At 71.1% G+C, this 22,423-nt stretch carries 13 protein-coding genes and 1 pseudogene; all 14 read left to right on the forward strand.

Annotated elements, in window-relative coordinates:
• Positions 1-142: 142 nt before the first annotated feature.
• The 14 genes and pseudogenes from ACIP5O_RS10650 to ACIP5O_RS10715 all read left to right on the forward strand — a co-directional run bounded on the left by ACIP5O_RS10650 (position 143) and on the right by ACIP5O_RS10715 (position 22,379).
• The gene (locus tag ACIP5O_RS10650) at positions 143-1,267 is read left to right on the forward strand and encodes an aryl-sulfate sulfotransferase (RefSeq protein WP_401291123.1); all 1,125 of its coding nucleotides are present in this window, start codon (positions 143-145) and stop codon (positions 1,265-1,267) included.
• The gene (locus ACIP5O_RS10655; RefSeq protein ID WP_401291125.1) at positions 1,264-2,667 is read left to right on the forward strand and encodes a uracil-xanthine permease family protein; all 1,404 of its coding nucleotides are present in this window, start codon (positions 1,264-1,266) and stop codon (positions 2,665-2,667) included. The genes ACIP5O_RS10650 and ACIP5O_RS10655 overlap by 4 nt, the downstream gene beginning before the upstream one ends.
• Positions 2,668-2,757: 90 nt before the next feature.
• On the forward strand, positions 2,758-3,768 hold the full coding sequence (locus ACIP5O_RS10660; RefSeq protein WP_365547593.1) for a LacI family DNA-binding transcriptional regulator: 1,011 nt from the start codon (positions 2,758-2,760) through the stop codon (positions 3,766-3,768).
• Between the two features lie 379 nt (positions 3,769-4,147).
• Positions 4,148-7,519 (forward strand): CARDB domain-containing protein, encoded by a 3,372-nt coding sequence (locus tag ACIP5O_RS10665; RefSeq protein WP_401291128.1) that lies wholly within the window; start codon positions 4,148-4,150, stop codon positions 7,517-7,519.
• Positions 7,520-7,867: 348 nt separating this feature from the next.
• Entirely contained in the window at positions 7,868-12,127 is a 4,260-nt protein-coding gene (locus ACIP5O_RS10670; protein ID WP_401291130.1) for a discoidin domain-containing protein, read from the forward strand.
• Between the two features lie 309 nt (positions 12,128-12,436).
• Positions 12,437-13,852 (forward strand): ABC transporter substrate-binding protein, encoded by a 1,416-nt coding sequence (locus tag ACIP5O_RS10675; protein WP_401291133.1) that lies wholly within the window; start codon positions 12,437-12,439, stop codon positions 13,850-13,852.
• A gap of 122 nt (positions 13,853-13,974) precedes the next feature.
• Positions 13,975-14,934: a carbohydrate ABC transporter permease gene (locus ACIP5O_RS10680; RefSeq protein WP_401291136.1), complete on the forward strand. Its 960-nt coding sequence runs from the start codon at positions 13,975-13,977 to the stop codon at positions 14,932-14,934.
• 15 nt (positions 14,935-14,949) lie between these two features.
• Positions 14,950-15,825, forward strand: a complete 876-nt coding sequence (locus ACIP5O_RS10685; RefSeq protein ID WP_401291138.1) for a carbohydrate ABC transporter permease — start codon at positions 14,950-14,952, stop codon at positions 15,823-15,825.
• Positions 15,826-15,945: 120 nt separating this feature from the next.
• Positions 15,946-17,556 carry a glycoside hydrolase family 13 protein gene (locus tag ACIP5O_RS10690; RefSeq protein ID WP_401291141.1) on the forward strand — a complete coding sequence of 537 codons (1,611 nt, stop codon included), beginning with the start codon at positions 15,946-15,948 and terminating at the stop codon, positions 17,554-17,556.
• Positions 17,557-17,688: 132 nt separating this feature from the next.
• Positions 17,689-19,728 carry a glycosyl hydrolase family 28-related protein gene (locus tag ACIP5O_RS10695; RefSeq protein ID WP_401291143.1) on the forward strand — a complete coding sequence of 680 codons (2,040 nt, stop codon included), beginning with the start codon at positions 17,689-17,691 and terminating at the stop codon, positions 19,726-19,728.
• Positions 19,729-19,929: 201 nt separating this feature from the next.
• Positions 19,930-20,703: a glycosyltransferase family 2 protein gene (locus ACIP5O_RS10700; RefSeq protein ID WP_401291145.1), complete on the forward strand. Its 774-nt coding sequence runs from the start codon at positions 19,930-19,932 to the stop codon at positions 20,701-20,703.
• Positions 20,704-20,855: 152 nt separating this feature from the next.
• Positions 20,856-20,978 carry a hypothetical protein gene (locus ACIP5O_RS10705; protein ID WP_401291977.1) on the forward strand — a complete coding sequence of 41 codons (123 nt, stop codon included), beginning with the start codon at positions 20,856-20,858 and terminating at the stop codon, positions 20,976-20,978.
• A gap of 307 nt (positions 20,979-21,285) precedes the next feature.
• Positions 21,286-21,384, forward strand: a pseudogene (locus ACIP5O_RS10710) (IS5/IS1182 family transposase); the annotation flags it as partial.
• A 146-nt stretch (positions 21,385-21,530) separates the two neighbouring features.
• The gene (locus ACIP5O_RS10715) at positions 21,531-22,379 is read left to right on the forward strand and encodes a transporter (RefSeq protein WP_401291149.1); all 849 of its coding nucleotides are present in this window, start codon (positions 21,531-21,533) and stop codon (positions 22,377-22,379) included.
• Positions 22,380-22,423 lie beyond the last annotated feature (44 nt).

Raw genomic sequence — 22,423 nt, forward strand, 5'->3', positions numbered from 1 at the left:
GTCGTGACGGGATCCGGGCACGGTTTCGCACTCCCGACACACGCCTGTCACACGACGCCTCTAGTTTCAAAGGCAGTTGCTCCAGTCAAAGAAAGTTTGACGACGGAGCCCCGCAGCCGACCCGGAACGCAGGAGCGCCGCCATGCCCACGATCGACCAGAACTCCCGCCGCCGACGACCGACCGGTCTCCTCGCCCTGGACGAGGCCGCCGCCTACGACGGCCACACCCTCTACGCCCCGCTCACCGGCACCGGCGAGGTGTACCTCGTCGACCTGCGCGGCGAGACCGTCCACCGGTGGGACCTGCCGTACCGCCCCGGCCGCCACGCCCGCCTCCTCGCCGACGGCACCCTCGCCTACAACGGCGTCCTGCCCGGCGAGGACGCCCTGTTCCCGATGTGGCACAAGTACCGGGGCGGCGTCATGCTCCACGCCGCCCCCGACGGCACGGTGCTGCGCGAGCACCGCGACCCCCTCCAGCACCACGACGCCCACCACCTCGACGACGGCCGGATCCTCTACACCGCCCTCGAACCCCTCCGGGGCGCCGACGCCGAGGCCGTACGCGGCGGAGTGCCCGGCTCCGAGGCCGACGGCGACACCGTCTGGGCCGACACCGTCCGCGAGGTCGGACCCGACGGCGAACTCCTCTGGTCCTGGCGCGCCTCCGAACACCTCGACCGCGACGCGTACCCGCTGCACGAGGCGTACGCCCGCGAGCACTGGCCCCTGATCAACAGCGTCACCCCGCTCCGCGACGGCAACGTCCTGGCCAGCCTGCGCAGCGTCTCCGCCGTCGTCGTCATCAGCCGCGAGACCGGCGAGATCCTGTGGCGCAGCGCCCCCGGTACCACCAGCCAGCAGCACGCCCCGACCGAACTCGACGACGGCCGGTTCCTCGTCTTCGACAACGGCGTCTTCCGGCCGCACCACGACGTCCCGCACTCCCGCGTCGTCGAGATCGACCGGGAGAGCGGCGAGATCGCCTGGGAGTACCACGACCCGGCCCGCGAGTTCTTCTTCGCCCCGTTCATGGGCTCCGCACAGCGGCTCCCCAACGGCAACACCCTCGTCACCGACTCCCCGTCCGGCCGGCTCTTCGAGGTGACGAAGGACGGCTACCTGTGCTGGGAGTACGTCGTCCCGCACTTCGCCGGATACCGGGAGGACGAGGTCCGCGGCCTCTTCCCGTCCGAGTCCAACGCCGTCTTCCGCGCCTACCGCTACGCGGCCGCCGACATCCCTTGGCTGGGGGCGGGCTCGTGACCCCGACCGCCGCTCCCGCGCGGCCCGACGCGTCCGGCACCGCTCCGGTCGACGCCCGCGTCCCCGCGCGCCGCCTCCTGCCGCTCGCCGCGCAGCACGTCCTCGCGATGATCGCCGCGCCCGTCTCCACCGTCTTCCTCACCGCCGGCACCCTGCGCCTCGCACCCGGCACGACGGCCTCGCTGCTCAGCGCCGTCCTGGTCCTGTGCGGCGTGGGCGCCCTGCTCCAGTCCCTCGGCGTGTGGCGGATCGGCGCCAGGCTGCCGTTCGTCATGCTGCCAGGCGGCGCCGCCACCGCCCTCTTCCTCCAGATCGCGCAGGACCACGGCACGCCCACCGCCGCCGGCTCCGTCCTCCTCGCGGCGGCACTGCTCATCGCCGTCCTCCCGCTCTACGCGCGCGTGGTCCGGCTCTTCCCGCCGCTCGTCATGGGCGTCACCGTCCTGCTCATCGGCATCGCGATGATCCGGGTCGCCGCCCGGCTCGTCACCGGACCCGACGGCGCGGGCGAACCCCGCGCCGTGCTCCTCGCGGGCCTCACCGTCGCCGCCACCGTCGGCGCGTACGTCCTGCTGCGCGGGGTCTGGCGGCAGACCGCGATCCTCACCGGCATGGCGGCCGGCGTCCTGCTCGCCGTCCTCACCGGCCTCGGCACCTTCACGCCCGCGCCCGGCAGCGGCTTCTCGCTGCCCGCCCTCCTGCCGTACGGCACACCGCGGTTCGACGTCCTGGCCGCCCTCCCGCTGCTCGTCTTCAGCCTCACCACCCTGGCCGAGATCACCGGCCAGACCGTGCTGAACAGCGAGACCGTCGGCCGCGTCCCCGACCCCGGCAGGGACGTCCCCCGCGTCGCCCGCGCCGACGCCCTCGTCTCCCTCGTGGGCGGCCTCTTCGGCACGTCCCTGATGGTGACCAGCGCCGAGAACATCGGCATCGGCCGGCTCACCGGGGTCCGCAGCCGCTTCGTCACCGCCGCGGCCGGAGCGCTCCTGATCGTCATCGGCCTGGCGACCCCCGTCTCCCGCGCCCTCGCGGGCATCCCGGAGGCGGTCGTGGGCGGCTCCTCGCTCGTCGTCTACGCGGTGATCGCCGTGATGGGCGTCGAGATGCTCCGCCGCGCCGACCTCTCCGGCGCCGGTACGAGCTCCCTGGCCGCCGCCCTGGCCCTCGCGGCCGGTCTGCTGCCGCTCCTGACCCCGGGCCTGTACGACGGCTTCCCCGGCTGGGCCCGCACGATCCTGGGCAGCGGCGTCGTCGCCGGCACCCTGACGGCCGTCCTCCTGACCGCCCTCCTCGGCCGGTTCGAGGGCCGGTTCGAGGGCCGGTTCGAGCGGCGGGACGGGCCGTCGGGACCGGTTCTCGACAAGACGGGGGGCCCGGAACCCCGTGCCCCCGAATGACGGAACCCGTCCCGGACACGCGCGTGTCGTGCTGCAATCATGGCAAGAAATATGTAACTTCCTGACTCTCTTTGCGCTAGAGTTGCGTTCGTGACGCGACGACTTGCTCTGGTGGCGAAAAAGGTGGGAGTCAGCGAGGCCACGGTCAGCCGAGTTCTCAACGGCAAGCCGGGAGTCTCGGAGGCCACCCGTCAGTCCGTGCTCAGCGCGCTGGACGTCCTCGGCTACGAGCGCCCCACGCAGCTCCGCGGCGAGCGGGCCCGGCTGGTGGGCCTGGTCCTGCCGGAGCTGCAGAACCCCATCTTCCCGGCCTTCGCCGAGGTCATCGGGGGCTCCCTGGCGCAGCAGGGCCTCACGCCGGTGCTCTGCACGCAGACCAAGGGCGGCGTCTCGGAGGCCGATTACGTCGACCTCCTCCTCCAGCAGCAGGTCTCCGGAGTGATCTTCGCCGGAGGGCTCTTCGCGCAGGCCGACGCGCCGCACGAGCACTACCGGCAGCTGGCGGAGCGCAACATCCCCGTCGTCCTCGTCAACGCCCCCATCGAGGAACTCGACTTCCCGTGCGTCTCCTGCGACGACATCGCGGCGGTGGAGCAGGCGTGGCGCCACCTCTCCTCGCTGGGGCACGAGCGCATCGGCCTGGTCCTCGGTCCCGAGGACCACATCCCCTCGCGCCGGAAGCTGACCGCTGCGCGGGCGGCCGCGGCGGCGTCGGGAACGGAGCTGGCCGAGGAGTTCGTGGAGCGCTCGATGTTCTCGCTCGAAGGGGGACAGGCGGCGGCGAGCCGGCTGTGGGACCGGGGGGTGACCGGGGTCATCTGCGCGAGCGACCCGCTGGCCCTGGGCGCCATCAGGGCCGCCCGCAGGCGCGGACTCACCGTCCCCACCGACGTGTCCGTGCTCGGATTCGACGACTCCGCCTTCATGAACTGCACCGAGCCGCCGCTGTCCACGGTGCGGCAGCCGATCGAGGCGATGGGGCGGGCGGCCGTCGACCTGCTGTGCGCCCAGATCCAGGGGACGCAGGCGCACCCCGGCGAGCTGCTCTTCGAGCCGGAGCTCGTGGTGCGGGGCTCGACCGCCCCGCCGTCCGCCACCTGATCCACCCCCCCGCCCGAGGGCCAGACCTGATGGTCTGGCCCTTTTTCGTGCGCCCGGACGCGGAGGGGCCCCGCCGCCCCCCGTCCGCTCCCGTCGTCACCGACTCCTCCCACGGGCCAGTTGTGTCGGCGCCGTTGACAAAGTGGTGACCTGACGGAAACCTGTCACCCGGTCATCGCAAAAGATTGACTGAGCAGCTCAAAAAGCCTTGCCCACACTCGAATGTTCCCTCGTCGGGGATGGAAGGTGCTGTGCGAGGTCCCTGTCGACGTACGCCCGGTGTATACGCCTCCGGCCCGTCGTCCCTCCCCGGTGCTGTTCGGGCCGTCGGCGGGGCGCGTCGCGGCCGGTCGCCCGGGCGAGGAATCAAGAGGACTTCATGCGACTGAGAAACCACGGGCGGCGAGTGATCGTCGGCTCGGTGATGGCGGGGCTGATAGGCGTGGGGACGCTCCCCACCCCCGCCCACGCCGCCGAGGGCCCCAACCTCGCCCTGGGCAGGCCCGCGACCGCGGGCGGCACGAACGGAAGCTACGTCGCCGGCAACGTGACCGACGGAAGCCAGGCCTCCTACTGGGAGGGGCCCACCGGGTCGTTCCCCCAGTGGGTGCAGGTCGACCTGGGGGCCAGTACCGAGGTCGACCGGGTCGCGCTCAAACTGCCGGCCTCCTGGGGCTCCCGCGTCCAGACCCTGAGCGTGCTCGGCAGCACGAACGGCACCTCCTTCACCGCGCTCTCCGGGTCGGGGGCGCGCACCTTCGACCCGGCCGCCGCCAACACGGTCAGCATCCCCGTCACCGCGACCACGGCCCGCTACGTCCGCGTCCAGGTGGCCGCCAACACCGGCTGGAACGCGGCCCAGTTGTCCGAGCTGGAGGTCTTCGGCGAGGACGGCGGCGGCCCGGTCGACCCGCCGCCGACCGGCACCAACCTGGCCCGCAACAAGCCGATCGAGGCCTCGTCGGTCACCCAGTCGTACGTGGCCGCCCACGCCAACGACGGGAACACCGGCACCTACTGGGAGTCGGCCGGCTTCCCCGCGACCCTGACCGCCAGGCTCGGCGCCAACGCCGACCTCGAAGCCGTCCGGATCAAGCTCAACCCCGACCAGGCGTGGGGTCCGCGCACCCAGGCCGTCGAGGTGCTCGGGCGCGAGCAGTCCGCGTCCGGCTTCACGACCCTCAAGGCCCGCGCCGACTACCAGTTCAATCCGTCCTCGGGCGCCAACACGATCACCGTCCCGGTGACCGGCCGGTACGCCGACGTGCAGCTCAGGTTCTTCGCCAACAGCGGCGCCCCCGGTGCCCAGGTCGCCGAGTTCGAGGTGGTGGGCGCCGCCGCCCCGAACCCGGACCTCACCGTCACCGACCTCGCGTGGTCCCCCTCCTCCCCCTCGGAGACGGACCCCGTCGAGGTCGCCGCGACCGTCCGCAACGCCGGGAGCGCCGCCTCGCCGGCCACCTCCGTCGACGTGAGCCTCGAAGGCGCCGTGGCGGGCAGCGCGCAGGTCGGCGCGCTCGCGGCGGGCGCCTCCACGACCGTCAGGATCCCCGTCGGCAGGAAGGCGATGGGCAGCTACACCGTGTCCGCGGTCGTCGACCCGGCCAACGCCGTCGTGGAGCAGGACGACACCAACAACAGCCGGACCGGCTCCTCCAAGCTGGTCGTCGGCCAGGCGCCCGGCCCCGACCTCACGGTCACCGCGATCACCCCGAACCCGTCCTCCCCGGCGGTCGGCGCCCAGGTCTCCTTCACGGCCACGGTGCAGAACCGGGGCACCACCGGCGTCGCCGCCGGCACCGTCACCCGCCTCGCCGCCGGCACCACCACCCTGAACGGGACCACCCCGGCGGTCGCCGCCGGACAGTCGGTCACCGTGCCGCTCTCCGGCACCTGGACCGCCACGAGCGGCGGGGTCACCCTCACCGCCACGGCCGACGCCACCGCGACCGTGGCCGAGACCAACGAGAACAACAACGTCTTCAGCCGCTCCCTGGTCGTCGGCCGCGGCGCCGCCGTGCCCTACACGGAGTACGAGGCGGAGGACGCCCGCTACCAGGGCACCCTGCTCACCGCCGACGCCAAGCGGACCTTCGGCCACACCAACTTCGCCACCGAGTCCTCCGGACGCAAGTCGGTCCGGCTCAACTCCACCGGTGAGTACGTGGAGTTCACCTCGGCCAACGCGGCCAACTCCCTCGTCGTGCGCAACTCGATCCCGGACGCCGCCGCGGGCGGCGGACGGGAGGCCACGCTGAGCCTGTACGCCGACGGGCAGTTCGTGCGGAAGCTGACGCTCTCCTCCAAGCACAGCTGGCTCTACGGCACCACCGACGACCCGGAGGGGCTCAGCAACACCCCGGGGACCGACGCCCGCCGCCTGTTCGACGAGTCCAACGCCCTGCTGTCCCAGTCCTACCCGGCCGGCACCAAGTTCCGGCTCCAGCGGGACGCGGGCGACACCGCCTCCTTCTACGTCATCGACCTGATCGACCTGGAGCAGGTCGCGCCCCCGGCCGCCCAGCCGGCCGGCTGCGTCTCGATCACCAACTACGGCGCGGTGCCCAACGACGGCCTCGACGACACCGACGCGATCCAGCGGGCGGTGACCGCCGACCAGAACGGCCAGATCTCCTGCGTGTGGATCCCGGCGGGCCAGTGGCGCCAGGAGCAGAAGATCCTGACCGACGACCCGCTGAACCGCGGGATCTACAACACCGTCGGCATCCGCGACGTGACCATCCGCGGCGCCGGCATGTGGCACTCGCAGCTCTACACCCTCACCCCGCCGCACCAGGCGGGCGGCATCAACCACCCGCACGAGGGCAACTTCGGCTTCGACATCGACCACAACACGCAGATCTCCGACATCGCGATCTTCGGCTCCGGCACCATCCGCGGCAACAACGCCAACGAGGAGGGCGGCGTCGGCCTCAACGGCCGCTTCGGCAAGAACACCAAGATCACCAACGTCTGGATCGAGCACGCCAACGTCGGCGTCTGGGCCGGCCGCGACTACACCAACATCCCCGAGCTGTGGGGGCCGGGCGACGGCGTCGAGTTCTCGGGCATGCGGATCCGCAACACCTACGCCGACGGCATCAACTTCGCCAACGGCACCCGCAACTCCACCGTCTTCAACTCGTCCTTCCGCAACAACGGCGACGACGCGCTGGCCGTCTGGGCCAGCAAGTACGTCAAGGACACCTCGGTGGACATCGGCTCCAACAACCACTTCCGCAACAACACGATCCAGCTGCCCTGGCGGGCCAACGGCATCGCGGTCTACGGCGGATTCGGCAACACCATCGAGAACAACATCGTCGCCGACACCATGAACTACCCCGGCATCATGCTGGCGACCGACCACGACCCGCTGCCCTTCTCCGGGCAGACCCTCATCTCCAACAACGCCCTGTACCGCACGGGCGGCGCGTTCTGGAACGAGGACCAGGAGTTCGGCGCCATCACCCTGTTCGCGCAGGGCCAGCCCATCCCGGGCGTCACCATCAAGGACACGGACATCGTCGACTCCACGTACGACGGCATCCAGTTCAAGACCGGCGGCGGCGAGATGCCGAACGTGAAGATCAGCAACGTCCGCATCGACAAGTCGAACAACGGCTCCGGCATCCTCGCGATGAGCGGCGCCCGCGGCAGCGCCACCCTGTCGAACGTGACGATCACCAACTCGGCCGAGGGCAACATCCTGGTCGAGCCCGGCTCCCAGTTCGTCATCACCAACCCGTAACGCCGTCGGCGGCGCCCGGGGCGCCGTGACGAGGGGGTCCGGCCACGGCGGTGGCCGGACCCCACCGGACCCCGCCGATCCCCACCGGACCTTCGCCGGTCCGGCAACCCCGTCACCTCCGGTGAGCGGGGTCTTCGGCGTGCCCGCGCCCGGCCTGACCGACTTTCTGCAATCGGTTCGCTTCACGGCGTAGACGAGGTGCCGATTCTCTGCAACTCTTCCACCGCTCGCAGCAAATAGCCGACAAGTGCGAGCCGTACGGGATTCCGACGAGCCGCGCCGCGCAGCCCACGGGCACGGGGCCGAGATCGAGGACACATGAGATTGCAGAACCGGCGGACACGGGGCATGAGCGCCGTGATCGCGACGAGCCTCCTTGCACTGGGCGGTCCCCTCGTGACCGCCCAGGCCGCCGGGGGACCCAACATCGCGCTGGGCGATCCCGCGGCGGCCGGCAGCGCGCTGCCGGAGTACGGCGCCGCGAACGTCACCGACGGCAACCAGGGCACGTACTGGCAGAGCTCCGGATCGAGCCTGCCGCAGTGGGTGCAGACCGACCTCGGCGCGAGCACCCGCGTCGACGAGGTCGTCCTGAAGCTCCCGGCGGGCTGGGAGAGCCGCAACCAGACGCTGTCCGTCCAGGGCAGCGCCGACGGCACCAGCTTCTCCACCCTGAAGAGCTCGGCCACCTACACCTTCAGCCCGGGCGCCGGGAACACCGTCACGGTGACCTTCCCGGCCGCCCAGACCCGCTTCGTACGCGTCGACATCACCGCCAACACCGGCTGGTCGGCCGCCCAGTTGTCCGAGCTGGAGGTGCACGCCGCCGACGGCACCTCCGCCAACCTCGCCGCGGGCAGGACCCTGACCGCGAGCAGCCACACCGAGGTGTACGCGGCGGGCAACGCCAACGACGGCAACAAGGCCACCTACTGGGAGAGCCGCAACAACGAGCTGCCCCAGTGGCTGCGGGCCGACCTCGGGTCCTCGGTGCGCGTCGACCGCGTCGTGCTGCGGCTGCCCGACAACTGGGGCGCGCGCAGCCAGACCCTGAAGGTCCAGGGCAGCGCGAACGGCACGGACTTCACCGACCTCACGGCGTCGAAGGCGTACGAGTTCGCCCCCTCCGGCCAGAACTCCGTGACGATCCCGTTCGGCGAGACGACGGCGCGGTACGTCCGGGTCCTGGTCACGGCGAACAGCGTGCAGCCGGCCGCGCAGATATCGGAGCTGGAGGTCTACGGTCCGAGCACCGGCGACACCCAGGCACCCACGGCCCCGGCGAACCTGGCGTTCACCGAGCCCGCGTCCGGCCAGGTGAGGCTGACCTGGAGCGCCTCCTCGGACAACACCGCGGTGACCGGCTACGACGTCTACGCCAACGGCACCCTGCTCAGCAGCGTCGCCGGGAACGTCACCACCTTCACCGACAACCGTCCGGCCGGCCAGACGGTGACGTACCACGTCCGGGCCAAGGACGCGGCCGGCAACCAGTCCGCGAACAGCAACACCGTCACCCGGCAGGGCGACACCGGCGACACGCAGGCGCCCACGGCCCCGGCGAACCTGGCGTTCACGGAGGCGACCTCCGGCCAGGTGAAGCTGACCTGGGGCGCCTCCTCGGACAACACGGGCGTCACCGGGTACGACGTCTACGCCAACAACGCGCTCCTGACGAGCGTGGCGGGCAACGTCACCACGTACACGGACAGCCGTCCGGCCAACCAGACGGTGACATACCACGTCCGGGCCAAGGACGCGGCCGGCAACCAGTCCGCGAACAGCAACGCCGTCACCCGCAACGGCAGCGGCCCCACGGGCTCCAACCTGGCCGTCGGCAAGGCGATCAGCGCCTCCTCCACGGTCCACGGCTTCGTCGCGGCGAACGCCAACGACAACAACACGAGCACCTACTGGGAGGGCGCGGGCGGCAGCTACCCGAACACCCTCACCGTCAAGCTCGGCTCCAACGCCGACCTCGACCGGCTGGTCCTGAAGCTCGACCCGGCCACCGCCTGGGCCACCCGCAACCAGACCGTCGAGGTCCTCGGACGCGAGCAGAGCGCCTCGGGCTTCACGAGCCTGGTCGCCGCGAAGAGCTACACCTTCGACCCGGCAGGCGGGAACACCGTCACCGTCCCGGTCACCGCCCGCGTCGCCGACGTCCAGCTCAAGTTCACCGCCAACACCGGTTCCTCGGCGGGTCAGCTCGCCGAGTTCCAGGTGATCGGCGTCCCGGCGCCCAACCCCGACCTGGAGGTGACCGGCCTGACCACCACGCCGGCCGCACCCGTCGAGTCGGACCAGATCACGGTCGCCGCCACCGTCCGCAACAGCGGCCCGGCCGCCGCCCCGGCCAGCGCCGTCGCGCTGCGCCTCGGCGGCACCAAGGTCGCCACCGCCCAGGTCGGCGCCCTCGCGGCCGGAGCGCAGACCACCGTCAGCGCCTCGATCGGGGCGCGCGAGGCGGGCTCGTACGAGCTGAGCGCGGTCGCCGACGAGGCGAACGCGGTCATCGAGCAGAACGAGTCCAACAACACCCACACCAGCCCCACCCCGCTCGTGGTCAAGGCGGTCACCAGCCCCGACGTGGTCACCGCCTCGGTGACGACCACCCCGTCCAGCCCGTCCGCCGGTGACGCCGTCTCCTTCCGGGCGACGGTGCGCAACCAGGGCAACCAGGCCACCTCGGCGGGCAGCCACGGCGTCACCCTGAACCTGCTCGACCAGCAGGGCGCCACGATCAAGACCCTCACCGGGTCCTACAGCGGCAGTCTCGCCGCCGGGGCCTCGACCGTGGTGACCCTCGGCCCGTGGACGGCGGCCAACGGCTCGTACACGGTGCGGACGGTCCTCGCCGACGACGCCGGTGAACTCCCGGTCAAGCGCGCCAACAACACCGCCACCCAGCCGCTCTTCGTCGGACGCGGCGCCAACATGCCGTACACCACCTACGAGGCGGAGGACGGCACCACGGGCGGCGGCGCCACCGTCGTCGGACCCAACCGCACCGTCGGCGACATCGCGGGCGAGGCCTCCGGCCGCAGGGCCGTCGACCTGGACGCGACGGGGGAGTACGTCGAGTTCACCACCCGCGCCGCCACCAACACCCTGGTCACCCGCTTCTCCATCCCGGACGCCCCGGGCGGCGGCGGCATCGACTCCACGATCAACGTCTACGTCGACGGCGTCTTCAAGAAGGCGCTCCCGCTGACCTCGAAGTACGCCTGGCTGTACGGCTCCGAGACCGCGCCCGGCAACTCCCCGGGCTCCGGGGGACCGCGGCACATCTACGACGAGGCGCACCTGCTCCTCGGCGAGACGGTCCCGGCGGGCAGCAGGATCCGGCTCCAGAAGGACGCGGCCAACACCGCCGCCCACTACGCGATCGACTTCGTCGACCTGGAGCAGGTCGCCCCGGTCGCGAACCCGGACCCGGCCGCGTACACCGTCCCGGCCGGATTCACCCACCAGGACGTCCAGAACGCCCTCGACAAGGTCCGCATGGACACCACCGGCACCCTCGTCGGCGTGTACCTGCCGCCGGGCGACTACCAGACGTCCAGCAAGTTCCAGGTGTACGGCAAGGCCGTCAAGGTGGTCGGCGCCGGGCCCTGGTACACGAAGTTCCACGCGCCGGCGACCCAGGACAACACCGACGTCGGCTTCCGCGCCGAGGCGGCGGCCAAGGGCTCGCTGTTCAAGGGCTTCGCCTACTTCGGCAACTACACCTCGCGGATCGACGGCCCCGGCAAGGTCTTCGACTTCGCGAACGTCACCGACATCGTGATCGACGACATCTGGAACGAGCACATGGTGTGCCTGTACTGGGGCGCCAACGCGGACCGGATCACGATCAGGAACTCCCGGATCCGCAACCTGTTCGCCGACGGCATCAACATGACCAACGGCTCCACGGACAACCACGTCGTCAACAACGACGCCCGGGCCACCGGTGACGACAGCTTCGCCCTGTTCTCCGCGATCGACGCCGGCGGCGCCGACATGAAGAACAACGTCTACGAGAACCTCACCAGCACGCTCACCTGGCGCGCCGCGGGCCTCGCCGTCTACGGCGGCTACGCCAACACCTTCCGCAACATCCACATCGCCGACACCCTGGTCTACTCCGGCGTGACCATCTCCTCGCTGGACTTCGGCTACCCGATGAACGGCTTCGGGACCGAGCCGACGACCTTCGAGAACATCTCGATCGTCCGGGCGGGCGGCCACTTCTGGGGCAACCAGACCTTCCCCGGCATGTGGCTCTTCTCCGCCTCCAAGGTCTTCCAGGGCATCCGGGTCAACCACGTCGACATCGTCGATCCCACCTACAGCGGGATCATGTTCCAGACGAACTACGTGGGCGGACAGCCGCAGTTCCCGATCAAGGACACCGTCCTCACGGACGTCTCGATCACCGGGGCCCGCAAGAGCGGCGACGCCTGGGACGCCAAGTCCGGCTTCGGCGTCTGGGCCAACGAGATGCCGGAGTCGGGGCAGGGCCCCGCCGTCGGCGAAGTGACCTTCAACGGCCTGCGGACGAGCGGCAACGCCGTCGACGTCCGCAACACCACCTCCACCTTCAAGATCAACCTCAACCCGTGATCCCCCCGCCTCCCGCCGCCTCCCGGAGGTGACGGAGGCCGGCCCGGGTCCCGAACGGGGCCCGGGCCGGCCGCGGTGCCCCGGGACGCCTCGGCGCGCCCTCGTCCGCCCGCGTCTCCTGTCGGCCAGGTGCGTGTCGGTCACGTTTCGATTACGCCTCACTGTCGCGCAATTGCGAAATCAGCGCGAGATATTGCGTTCACTTGTTGGTGGTGGTTGAGTGTGCCGCACCCCGCCAAGCCGTCGGCGGCGGGGCGACCTCCACATCCACGCACCGCTCCTCCTCGTCATGCCCGAAGGGGTCCACTCATGAGAAGTGCCCGGTTCCGCCGCAGCCGTCGTGCCGTCGCGATCACCCTCGTCTCCGCCCTGTCGCTGACCGCGCTCGCCGCCTGCGGCACGAGCAGCAGCGGTGACGACAACGGCGGGTCCCAGCAGAACGGCTCGTCCGACCCGACGACGCCGCTGGACCCGAAGACCAAGGTGACGCTCACGATCGACTGCATGCCGCCCACGGCGAAGGCGGCCGAGCTGAAGGAGTGGAAGGAGGACGTCGCCGCCTTCAACAAGACGTACCCGAACGTCACCATCGAGGGCCGCTCCACCCCCGGCCAGTGCCTGGAGCCCCCGCGCTTCACCGCGATGCTCAAGGCCAAGTCGCAGCCGGACGTGTTCTACACGTACTTCACCGACCTGCCGCAGGTCCTCGACAACGACGGCGCCGCCGACATCACCGCGTACGTCAACGACAAGACCGTCCCGGCCCTGAAGGACATCGACCCGAACGTCCTCGGCTCGCTCAAGCAGGACGGCAAGCTCTACGGCCTGCCCACCAGCAACTACACCATGGGCCTGCTGATCAACCGCAAGCTCTTCAAGGACGCCGGCCTGAACCCCGACGCCCCGCCGCGCACCTGGGACGAGGTCCGCGCCGCCGCCAAGAAGATCGCCGCCCTCGGCAACGGCGTCGCCGGCTTCGGCGAGTACAGCGCGGGCAACACCGGCGGCTGGCACTTCACCGCCCAGATGTACAGCCTCGGCGGCGACGTCGTCGACGCGAGCGGCAAGAAGGCCGCCTTCAACACCGACCTCGGCAAGCAGGTCGCGAAGAACCTCCACGCCATGCGCTGGGAGGACGACTCCATGGGCAAGACCCAACTGCTCAAGTGGGGCGACCTCCAGAAGCAGATCGCCACCGACAAGCTCGGCATGTTCCTCGCCGCGCCCGACGACATCGCCTACATGGTCCAGCAACTCGGCGCCACATACGAGAACTTCGGCATGGGCCCGATCCCCGGGGGCAGGAACACGCTCGCCGGCGGCAACAACTACATGATCAAGAAGGGCATATCCGGCGACAAGATCAAGGCCGCGATCGCCTGGCTCACCTTCAAGAACCTCACCGTCGGCAAGGGCCAGTTCGACTGGGCCCGCACCAAGGCCGACGGCCTCCCGGTCGGCATCCCGCAGCCCAACTTCTGGCTGAACGACTCCAAGGCCAAGGACGACGCCGCCCGCGTGCAGCACGCCACCATGCCGGTCGAGAACTTCAAGACCTTCATGGACAACCCGGTCGCGGGCAAGAACGAGCCGCCGAAGGCCCAGGAGGTCTACAAGGTCCTCGACAACGTCATGTCCGGCATCCTCACCAACAAGGACGCCGACGTCGACAAGCTCCTCTCCACCGCCGAGGCGCAGGTCAACCAGGTCCTCGCCCACCAGTGAGCGGGTCCGGGCGGGGCGGGCGGGCGCCCGCCCCGCCCACGGGCCGGCCCCCGCCGGCCGGCCCGCCCGTACGCCCGACGCCGTCGGGCCCCGAAACCGGCAGACAGCACCGAGGAGAGACGATGTCGGCCCCCAGTCTGACCCCGAGCAAGGCGGGCACCTCCCGCCCCTCCCCGCCACGAGAGGCGGCCCCCGCACCGGCCGGCGCCCGGTTCACCCGAGGCCTCCGGCGCAACCTGACCGCCCACGGCTTCCTCATCGGCGCGGTGCTGTGCTTCGGCGTCTTCTCCTGGTACCCGATGGTCCGGGAGTTCTTCCTCGCCTTCCAGAAGACCGAGGACGGCCGCACGACCTGGGTCGGCCTCGACAACCTGACCACGGTCGTCAACGACCCGGCCTTCTGGCAGGCATGGGGCAACACCGCCCTGTTCACCGTGCTCGCGCTGGTCCTCGGCTTCGCCGTGCCCTTCCTCGTCGCGGTGGTCATCAACGAGCTCCAGCACGGCCGGGGCTACCTCCGGCTCCTCGTCTACCTGCCCGTCATGCTGCCGCCGGTCGCCTCGGTCCTCCTCTTCAAGTACCTCTACGACCCCGGCTACGGGCTCCTCAACGAACTGTTCACCTCGGTCGGACTGCCCGAGCAGCAGTGGCTCCAGGACCCGGACATCTCGATGCTCGCCGTCGTCATCGCCTCCACCTGGATGAACATGGGCGGCGCGACCCTCATCTACCTCGCCTCGCTCCAGTCCATCCCCGGCGAGCTGTACGAGGCCGCCGAACTCGACGGCGCCGGACTGCTGCGCAAGATCTGGCACGTCACCATCCCGCAGACCCGCCTCATCCTGTCGCTGATGGCCCTCATGCAGGTCATCGCCACGATGCAGGTCTTCGTGGAGCCCTTCCTGCTCACCGGCGGCGCGGGCCCCGAGGGATCGACCACGACCGTCGTCTACCTCATCTACCAGTACGCCTTCAACTTCAACGACTACGGTGCCGCGGCGGCGCTCGGCCTGCTCCTGCTCGTCCTGCTCGCCGGCTTCTCGGCGGTGTACGTCAGGCTCAGCCGCGCCGAGGACGAATAGGACCGGAGACCCGCCATGTCCACACGCACGCTCATCTCGCCCGCCGTCCTCGCCCGGCCCCGCGGCAAGGTCCTCTACCGGATCGTCCTCGTCGCCGTCCTCCTCCTGTTCACCCTGGTCTTCCTCGGCCCCCTCTACTGGCTCGTGTCCAGCGGCTTCAAGGACGCCCAGGAGGTCATCCAGACCCCGCCCACCCTGGTCCCGGGCACCTTCGAGCCCGGGAACTACACACGGGCCTGGGAGGTCATGGACCTCGCCACGCTCCTCCTCAACACCCTCTACTACGCCTTCGGCGCCCTCGCCTTCCAGCTCGTCCTGGACGTCGCCGCCGCCTACTCCCTCTCCAAGCTGCGGCCCCTGTTCGGCAAGGCGATCCTCGGCATGATGCTCGCCACGCTGATGATCCCGGCGACCGTCCTCGTCGTCCCCCAGTACCTGACCGTGCTCGACGTACCGCTCGTCGAGCGCAACCTGCTCAACACGCCGTGGGCGATCTGGCTGCCGGCCGTCACCAACGCCTTCAACATCTTCCTGCTGAAGCGGTTCTTCGACTCCATCCCCAAGGAACTGCTCGACGCCGCCTCGATGGACGGGGCCTCGCCCCTGCGGATCCTGTGGTCGATCGTGCTGCCGATCTCCCGCCCCATCCTCGGCGTCGTGTCGATCTTCGCGGTCGTGGGGGTGTGGAAGGACTTCCTCTGGCCCATGCTCACCCTGCCCGACCCGTCCAAGCAGACCCTCAACGTCGGCATCTACTCGCTCTCCAACGGCGTCCCGGTGAACGTGCTGATCGCCGCGCTCACCATCGCCTCCCTTCCCACGCTGCTGATCTTCCTGGTCTTCCAGCGGAACATCATGAGCGGCCTCACCGCCGGCGGCCTCAAGGGCTGAACAGGCCCGAGCCCCGCCCCGTCACGAGCCCGCACCCCATAAGCCTTCGCCGCCGGCCCCCTTGCCGCCCCGCTGTCAGGGCCGGCGGCGAAGAACCACCCTGCCCGAAAGGACCGCCCCGTGGCAGCCCCTCATCCGCCCCGCACCGACGACTGGTGGCGCGACGCCGTCATCTACCAGGTCTACCCGCGCAGCTTCGCCGACGGCGACGGCGACGGCACCGGAGACCTCGCGGGCGTCCGGGCGAGACTGCCCCACCTCGCCGAACTCGGCGTCGACGCCCTCTGGTTCACCCCCTGGTACGCCTCCCCGATGGTGGACGGCGGCTACGACGTCGCCGACTACCGGGCCATCGACCCGGCCTTCGGCACCCTCGACGAGGCCGAGAAGCTCATCGCCGAAGCGGCCGAACTGGGCCTGCGCGTCATCGTCGACATCGTCCCCAACCACGTCTCCGACCAGCACGTCTGGTTCCGGGAGGCCCTCGCCGCCGGCCCCGGCAGTCCCGAGCGGGAACGCTTCCACTTCCGCCCCGGCCGCGGCGAGCACGGCGAACTCCCGCCCAACGACTGGCCCTCGCAGTTCTCCGGGAACACCTGGACCCGGGTCCCTGACGGCGAGTGGTACCTCCACCTCTTCACCCCGGAACAGCCCGACCTCAACTGGGCCCACCCCGACGTCCGCCGCGAACACGAGGACATCCTGCGCTTCTGGTTCGCGCGCGGCGTCGCCGGCGTCCGCATCGACTCCGCAGCCCTCCTCACCAAGGACCCCGACCTCCGCGACTTCACCGAGGGCGTCGACCCGCACCCGTACATCGACCTCGACGAGATCCACGACGTCTACCGCTCCTGGCGCGCCGTCGCCGACGAGTACGGCGGCGTCTTCGTCGGCGAGGTCTGGCTGCCCGACGCCGAGCGCTTCGCCCGCTACCTGCGCCCCGACGAACTGCACACCGCCTTCAACTTCAACTTCCTCGCCTGCCCCTGGGACCCGGACCGGCTGCGCCGCACCATCGACGACACCCTCGCCGAGCACGCCCCCGTCAACGCCCCCGCCACCTGGGTGCTCTGCAACCACGACGTGACGCGCACCGCGACCCGCTACGGCCGCGAGGACACCGGGTTCGACTTCGCCGAGAAGCGCTTCGGCACCCCCACCGACCTGGAGCTGGGCACCCGCCGGGCCCGCGCCGCCGCCCTGCTCACCCTGGCCCTGCCCGGCTCCGTCTACCTCTACCAGGGCGAGGAACTCGGACTGCCCGAGGCCGACGTCCCGCTGGACCGCATCCAGGACCCCATGCACTTCCGCTCCGGCGGCACCGACCCCGGCCGCGACGGCTGCCGCGTCCCCCTCCCGTGGGAGGCCGAGGCCCCCGCGTACGGCTTCGGCACGCACGCCGGTACGGAGCCGTGGCTGCCGCAGCCGGCCGACTGGGGCCGCCACGCCGTCGACCGGCAGGCCGCCGACCCGGGCTCGATGCTCGCCCTCTACCGCACGGCACTGGGAGTGCGCAGGGCCGAGACCGCGCTCGGGGACGGCCCCATGCGCTGGCTGCCGTCGCCCGAGGGGGTCCTGGCCTTCGCCCGCGCGGAGGACCTCCAGTGCGTGGTGAACCTCTCCGGCGCCCCCGTGGACCTCCCGCCGCACGCCGAGGTCCTGCTGTCCAGCGAGCCGCTGCCGGCGGACGGCTCCCTCTCCACGGACACCGCCGTCTGGCTGCGCACCTGACCGCGCCGCCCACGGCGGGACGCCCGGTGCGCGCCCCCGGCCACGGGGCCGCGCACCGGGCCCGCCGCCCCCACGGCCCGGGCCCCGCGTCCGGGCGACGCCCGCACCACCTCCGACGGAAGTGAGCCCGACATGAGTCCGAGCCGATCCGGACGCGGCGCACGAGGCGGCCGGAGAGCCGCCCTGGCGACCGCCGCCCTCGCCCTGGGCGCGAGCCTGCTCCTCGACGGCGTGGCCACGGCGGGGACCGGGGGCCGGGCCCCGGCCGCCCGGGGCCCCGTGGTCACCCGGGCCGCCCTCGCCCCCGACCTCGTCGCCGGCCGCGGCGCCACCGTGGCCTTCGACGAGCAGGAGGCGGAGAACGCCGCCACCGACGGCACGGTCATCGGGCCGGACCGCACCCCGTACACGCTTCCCTCCGAGGCGTCGGGGCGCTCCGCCGTGCGGCTGACCGCCGGGCAGCACGTCGAGTTCGTCCTGCCGCGGAACGCCAACGCCCTCACCGTCCGCTACAGCATCCCCGACGCGCCCGGGGGCGGCGGCATCACCGCCCCGCTCGACGTCACCGTCGACGGACGCCACCGCACGACGATGACGCTGACCTCCCAGTACTCCTGGCTCTACAACCAGTACCCCTTCAGCAACGACCCGCGCGCCGGCCTCCTCCACCCCGACTGGTGGATCACCGAGTGCGCCTGCGTCCCGGCCGCCACCACACCGGCCCCGGAGATCACCAAGCCCTTCCGGCCCACCCACTTCTACGACGAGCAGCGCCTCCTCCTCGGCCGTACGTACCGGGCCGGCGACCGGGTCCGCCTCACCGTCCCGGCCGGCAGCCCCGCCGCCTGGACCGTGATCGACCTCCTCGACACCGAACTGGTCGCCCCGCCCCACGTGGAACGCGGCGGCGTGAACGTCCTGGCCTTCGGCGCCGACCCCACCGGCCGCCGCGACGCGGCCCCCGCCGTCGAGCGCGCCATCGCCTTCGCCCGGCGCGTCGACCGGCCCGTGTACCTCCCGCCGGGCACCTTCCGGGTCGACCGGCACGTCGTCGTCGACGACGTCACGATCGTCGGCGCCGGCAACTGGCACACGATCCTCAAGGGCCGCCGGGTCACCCTCGCCGAGCCCGCGCCCGACGGCTCCCGCCACACCGGCGTCGGCCTCTACGGCAGGAGCGCCGCCGAGGGCGGCAGCCGCGACGTGCACCTGCGCGGCTTCGCGATCGAGGGCGACGTCCGCGAGCGGATCGACACCGACCAGGTCAACGCGATCGGCGGCGCCATGAGCGACTCCACGATCGACGGCCTCCACCTGCACCACACCAAGGTCGGCCTGTGGTTCGACGGCCCGATGGCGAACGTGAAGGTCACGAACAACGTGATCACCGACCAGATCGCCGACGCCCTCAACCTCCACACCGGCGTCACCGACTCGCTCGTCCACAACAACTTCGTCCGCAACACCGGCGACGACGGCCTGGCCATGTGGTCGGACACGACCGCCGACGCCCGCAACACCTTCTCCCGCAACACCGTCCAGTCCCCGACCCTCGCCAACGGCATCGCGATCTACGGCGGCGAGGACAACACCGTCAGCGGCAACCTCGTGGCCGACCCCGTACGGGAGGGCAGCGGCCTGCACGCCGGTTCCCGCTTCGGCGCCGAACCCTTCACCGGCACCCTCCGCTTCACCGGCAACACCACGGTCCGCGCCGGCACCCTCGACCTCAACTGGAAGATCGGCCTCGGCGCCATCTGGTTCTACGCCCTGGACCGCAGCATCGACGCCGACGTCCGCGTCACCGGCGACCACTACCTCGACTCCACCCACAACGCGATCATGCTGGTCGGCGAGTACGGGGTGAAGGACCGGGTCGACGTCCCGGCCGTCCACTTCAAGGACGTCCGCGTCGACGGCACCGGCAACTCCGTGGTCAGCGCCCGGGTGAAGGGCTCCGCCACCTTCGAGAACGTCGACGCCCGCAACGTCGGGGCCGTCGGCGTCAACAACTGCGGCTCCTTCGACTTCCCCGCCACCGGATCGGAGTTCGCCCTGACCGACCTCGGCGGCAACGACGGCGGCTGGCTCGCCCCGTGGATGCTGCCGAACACCCTCACCTGCGACGACCGCCCTCCGGTCGTCGCGCCGCCGGCGCCGTCCCGCTGGTGACACGACCGCGGCGGGCGCGGCAGCCGCGCGGCCGGGAACCCGGAACGCGGAGCGGGCCCCGGAGTCCGGCACCGCACGGGGCCGCGAGGAAGCCGCGTCCTCCACGCGGCCCTGACCGGCGACGACCGTCCCCGTGGCGACTCCTGCCCGGTCGCGGTGCTTGAATGGACCGTCGGTCCCGGTCTTGCAAGGAGAAACGCTGTGCCCCTGGTGTCTGTCGTGATGCCCGTGTACAACTCGGCGGCCACCCTCGGCGCAGCCGTCCGATCGGTGCTCACGCAGACCCACACCGATGTGGAGCTGCTGATCACCGACGACCGGTCCTCCGACGACTCCATGGACCTGCTCCGTGCGCTCGCCGAGCGGGACGAGCGCGTCCTGCCGGAGTCGGCGCCCGAGCGGGGCGGCGCGGGCCGGGCCCGCAACCTCGCGATCGAGCGGGCCCGCGGGGACTACGTCGCCTTTCTCGACAGCGACGACATGTGGCTCCCGGAGAAGCTCGAGAAGCAGCTCGCCTTCGCCGCGGAGGGCACGGCGCCCCTGACGTTCACCTCGTACTTCAAGATGGACGCCGACCACGCCGGCGAGAGCACCGAATGGGTCCCGAACGGCCGGGTGGTCCGTGCGCGGGAGCACGTGGACTACCGCGCGATGCTGGTCCGGGACCACATCGGTGCGCTCACCGCCATGTACGACCGCAAGGTCCTGGGCACGAGGCTGATGCCGGAGATGCTCAAGCGCCAGGACTACGCCCTCTGGCTGTCGATCATGCGGGACGGCGCCGACGCCCGGGGCCTGGCGGAGCCGCTCGCGGTCTACAGGGCCCATCAGGCGGGATCGCTCTCCTCCAACAAGCTGTCGCTGGTGCAGTACAACTGGGCCTTGTACCGCGAGCACGAACACCTGTCGGTACCGCGGGCGACGCGGGCGCTGGCCGGCGCCGTGTGGCAGTCGCTGCGCAACGCGCGCATCTAGACCCGGGAAGCCCGGTGCGCGACCGTTCCTCGCTGCGTGCCGGAGGCCGGCGGCAGGGGCGCGGTGCCGTCGGTCGGCGATCTTCCCTGCCGCGCCGCCACGAGGGTTTCCATGAAGTGCACGGTCGAAGAGATGGGTGGCCTGGGAAAGTGTTGGAAGAGGTCGTAGCGACCCGCTATGTCACGCCCCTGCGTGAAGGCGGCTCGCTCCCCGGGATCGTCGAGGCCGACGACCTCGGCACGTACGTCATGAAGTTGTCTAGACGGTGGCGCTGACCTGCGTTGATGCGGGCGAAGTCACCCCTGACCTGCGCGGATGATTCTTTCAGCTTCTTTCGGGGTCGGTCCGCGTTAGGCGGTTGGTTCTCCCCACACGCTCCCCAGGGCCCTCGGTACTCCCCAGATTCTCCCCAGGAAGTGCCGCTGGGCGGGCCGCGGTGGCACGGCGTCAGCTTGCCTGAGGCGCGCCGTCAAGGGCATGCTGAGTGACCGTCTGTACGGCAGCGCAGAAGCTTGGCGCCGAGAGGAAGAGCGCAAGGCGTCCAGAGCGTGTCTCTTTGATCAGTGGGTCAGTTGATCGGATGTGTCCGTCCGGTTGGTGATCACTGATGCGATGTTGGGCCGGATCGAGCCGCTGATGCCGGCCGATCCGGTCCGCTGTCGGGAGTGGGCCGATCACCGCTGAACCCTGGAGGCCATCAGGTGGCAGGGGCGATAGCCCGGCGGGGGTGTCCTTCGGGAAATATTCTCGGCCCTCCGTGACGTTCTCGCTTGGCAATAGCTGAGTGGGGGGGGCTGGTCCTGAAACTGTTCGACACGGCAAACGGCGTGACCGAGGTCACGCCGCATCTGGCCGAGGCCGAAGCTGATGTGCAGGTGCTCGTCGAGAGCGCGATGGAGCCCATGCTCGGCGTCCGCTTCCTGGCCACCGAGTACAGCACCGGCCCCGTCCACGGCGGGCGCATCGACTCCCTCGGCCTCGACGAGAACGGCTCGCCCGTGATCGTCGAGTACAAGCGGGCGACCGATCCGGGAGTGCTGTCGCAGGGCCTGTTCTACGTGGCCTGGTTGATGGACCACCGGGAGGAGTTCGAGGCCCTGGTCCGTGAGCGGCTCGGGCCGGCGGCAGCCGCCGGCGTCCTGTGGAGCACGCCCCGGCTGATCTGCGTGGCCGGCGGCTTCACGCGCTACGACCTGCACGCGGTGCGCGAGCACCGCCGGTCCATCGACCTCGTGCGCTACACCATGCTCGGCGAGCACCACATCGCACTGGAGACGGTCGCGTCGGTCGCTGCCCAGGGCGGCGGGACGCGGCGGCAGAGCCTGCGCGGCGGGCGGGGAGCGTCACCGCGCCGGTGGATCGACGCCATGGCGGAGCTGGCGGCCGTGGTCGACGAGGTGCTGCTCGGTCTGGGCGAGGGCGTGACGAAGGTCGAGCGCAAGCAGTACGACGCCTACCAGCGGCTGCGGAACTTCGCCTGCGTCACCGGACGGCAGGACAAGCTGCTGGTGTACCTCAAGGTCGTGCCGGCCACGGTGGAACTCGTGCCGGGCTTCACCCGGGACGTGACCGGGCTGGGCCATCACGGCACGGGCGACCTGGAGGTCCAGCTGCGCTCCGAGAAGGACGTGGAGCGGGCACTGGAGCTGTTCCGGCTGTCGTACGCCGCGGCGTAGCGCTTGGCCGGGCGGGGATCTCGGTGGTGGAGGTGCCTTTCGAC

It is taken from the genome of Streptomyces sp. NPDC088915, from assembly GCF_044749825.1.
Taxonomy (GTDB): domain Bacteria; phylum Actinomycetota; class Actinomycetes; order Streptomycetales; family Streptomycetaceae; genus Streptomyces.

Coding starts and splice junctions, on each gene's coding strand:
- ACIP5O_RS10695 (WP_401291143.1), top strand. CDS start 17,689: ATGAGTCCGAGCCGATCCGGACGCGGCGCACGAGGCGGCCGGAGAGCC.
- ACIP5O_RS10680 (WP_401291136.1), top strand. CDS start 13,975: ATGTCGGCCCCCAGTCTGACCCCGAGCAAGGCGGGCACCTCCCGCCCC.
- ACIP5O_RS10670 (WP_401291130.1), top strand. CDS start 7,868: ATGAGCGCCGTGATCGCGACGAGCCTCCTTGCACTGGGCGGTCCCCTC.
- ACIP5O_RS10685 (WP_401291138.1), top strand. CDS start 14,950: ATGTCCACACGCACGCTCATCTCGCCCGCCGTCCTCGCCCGGCCCCGC.
- ACIP5O_RS10675 (WP_401291133.1), top strand. CDS start 12,437: ATGAGAAGTGCCCGGTTCCGCCGCAGCCGTCGTGCCGTCGCGATCACC.
- ACIP5O_RS10650 (WP_401291123.1), top strand. CDS start 143: ATGCCCACGATCGACCAGAACTCCCGCCGCCGACGACCGACCGGTCTC.
- ACIP5O_RS10665 (WP_401291128.1), top strand. CDS start 4,148: ATGCGACTGAGAAACCACGGGCGGCGAGTGATCGTCGGCTCGGTGATG.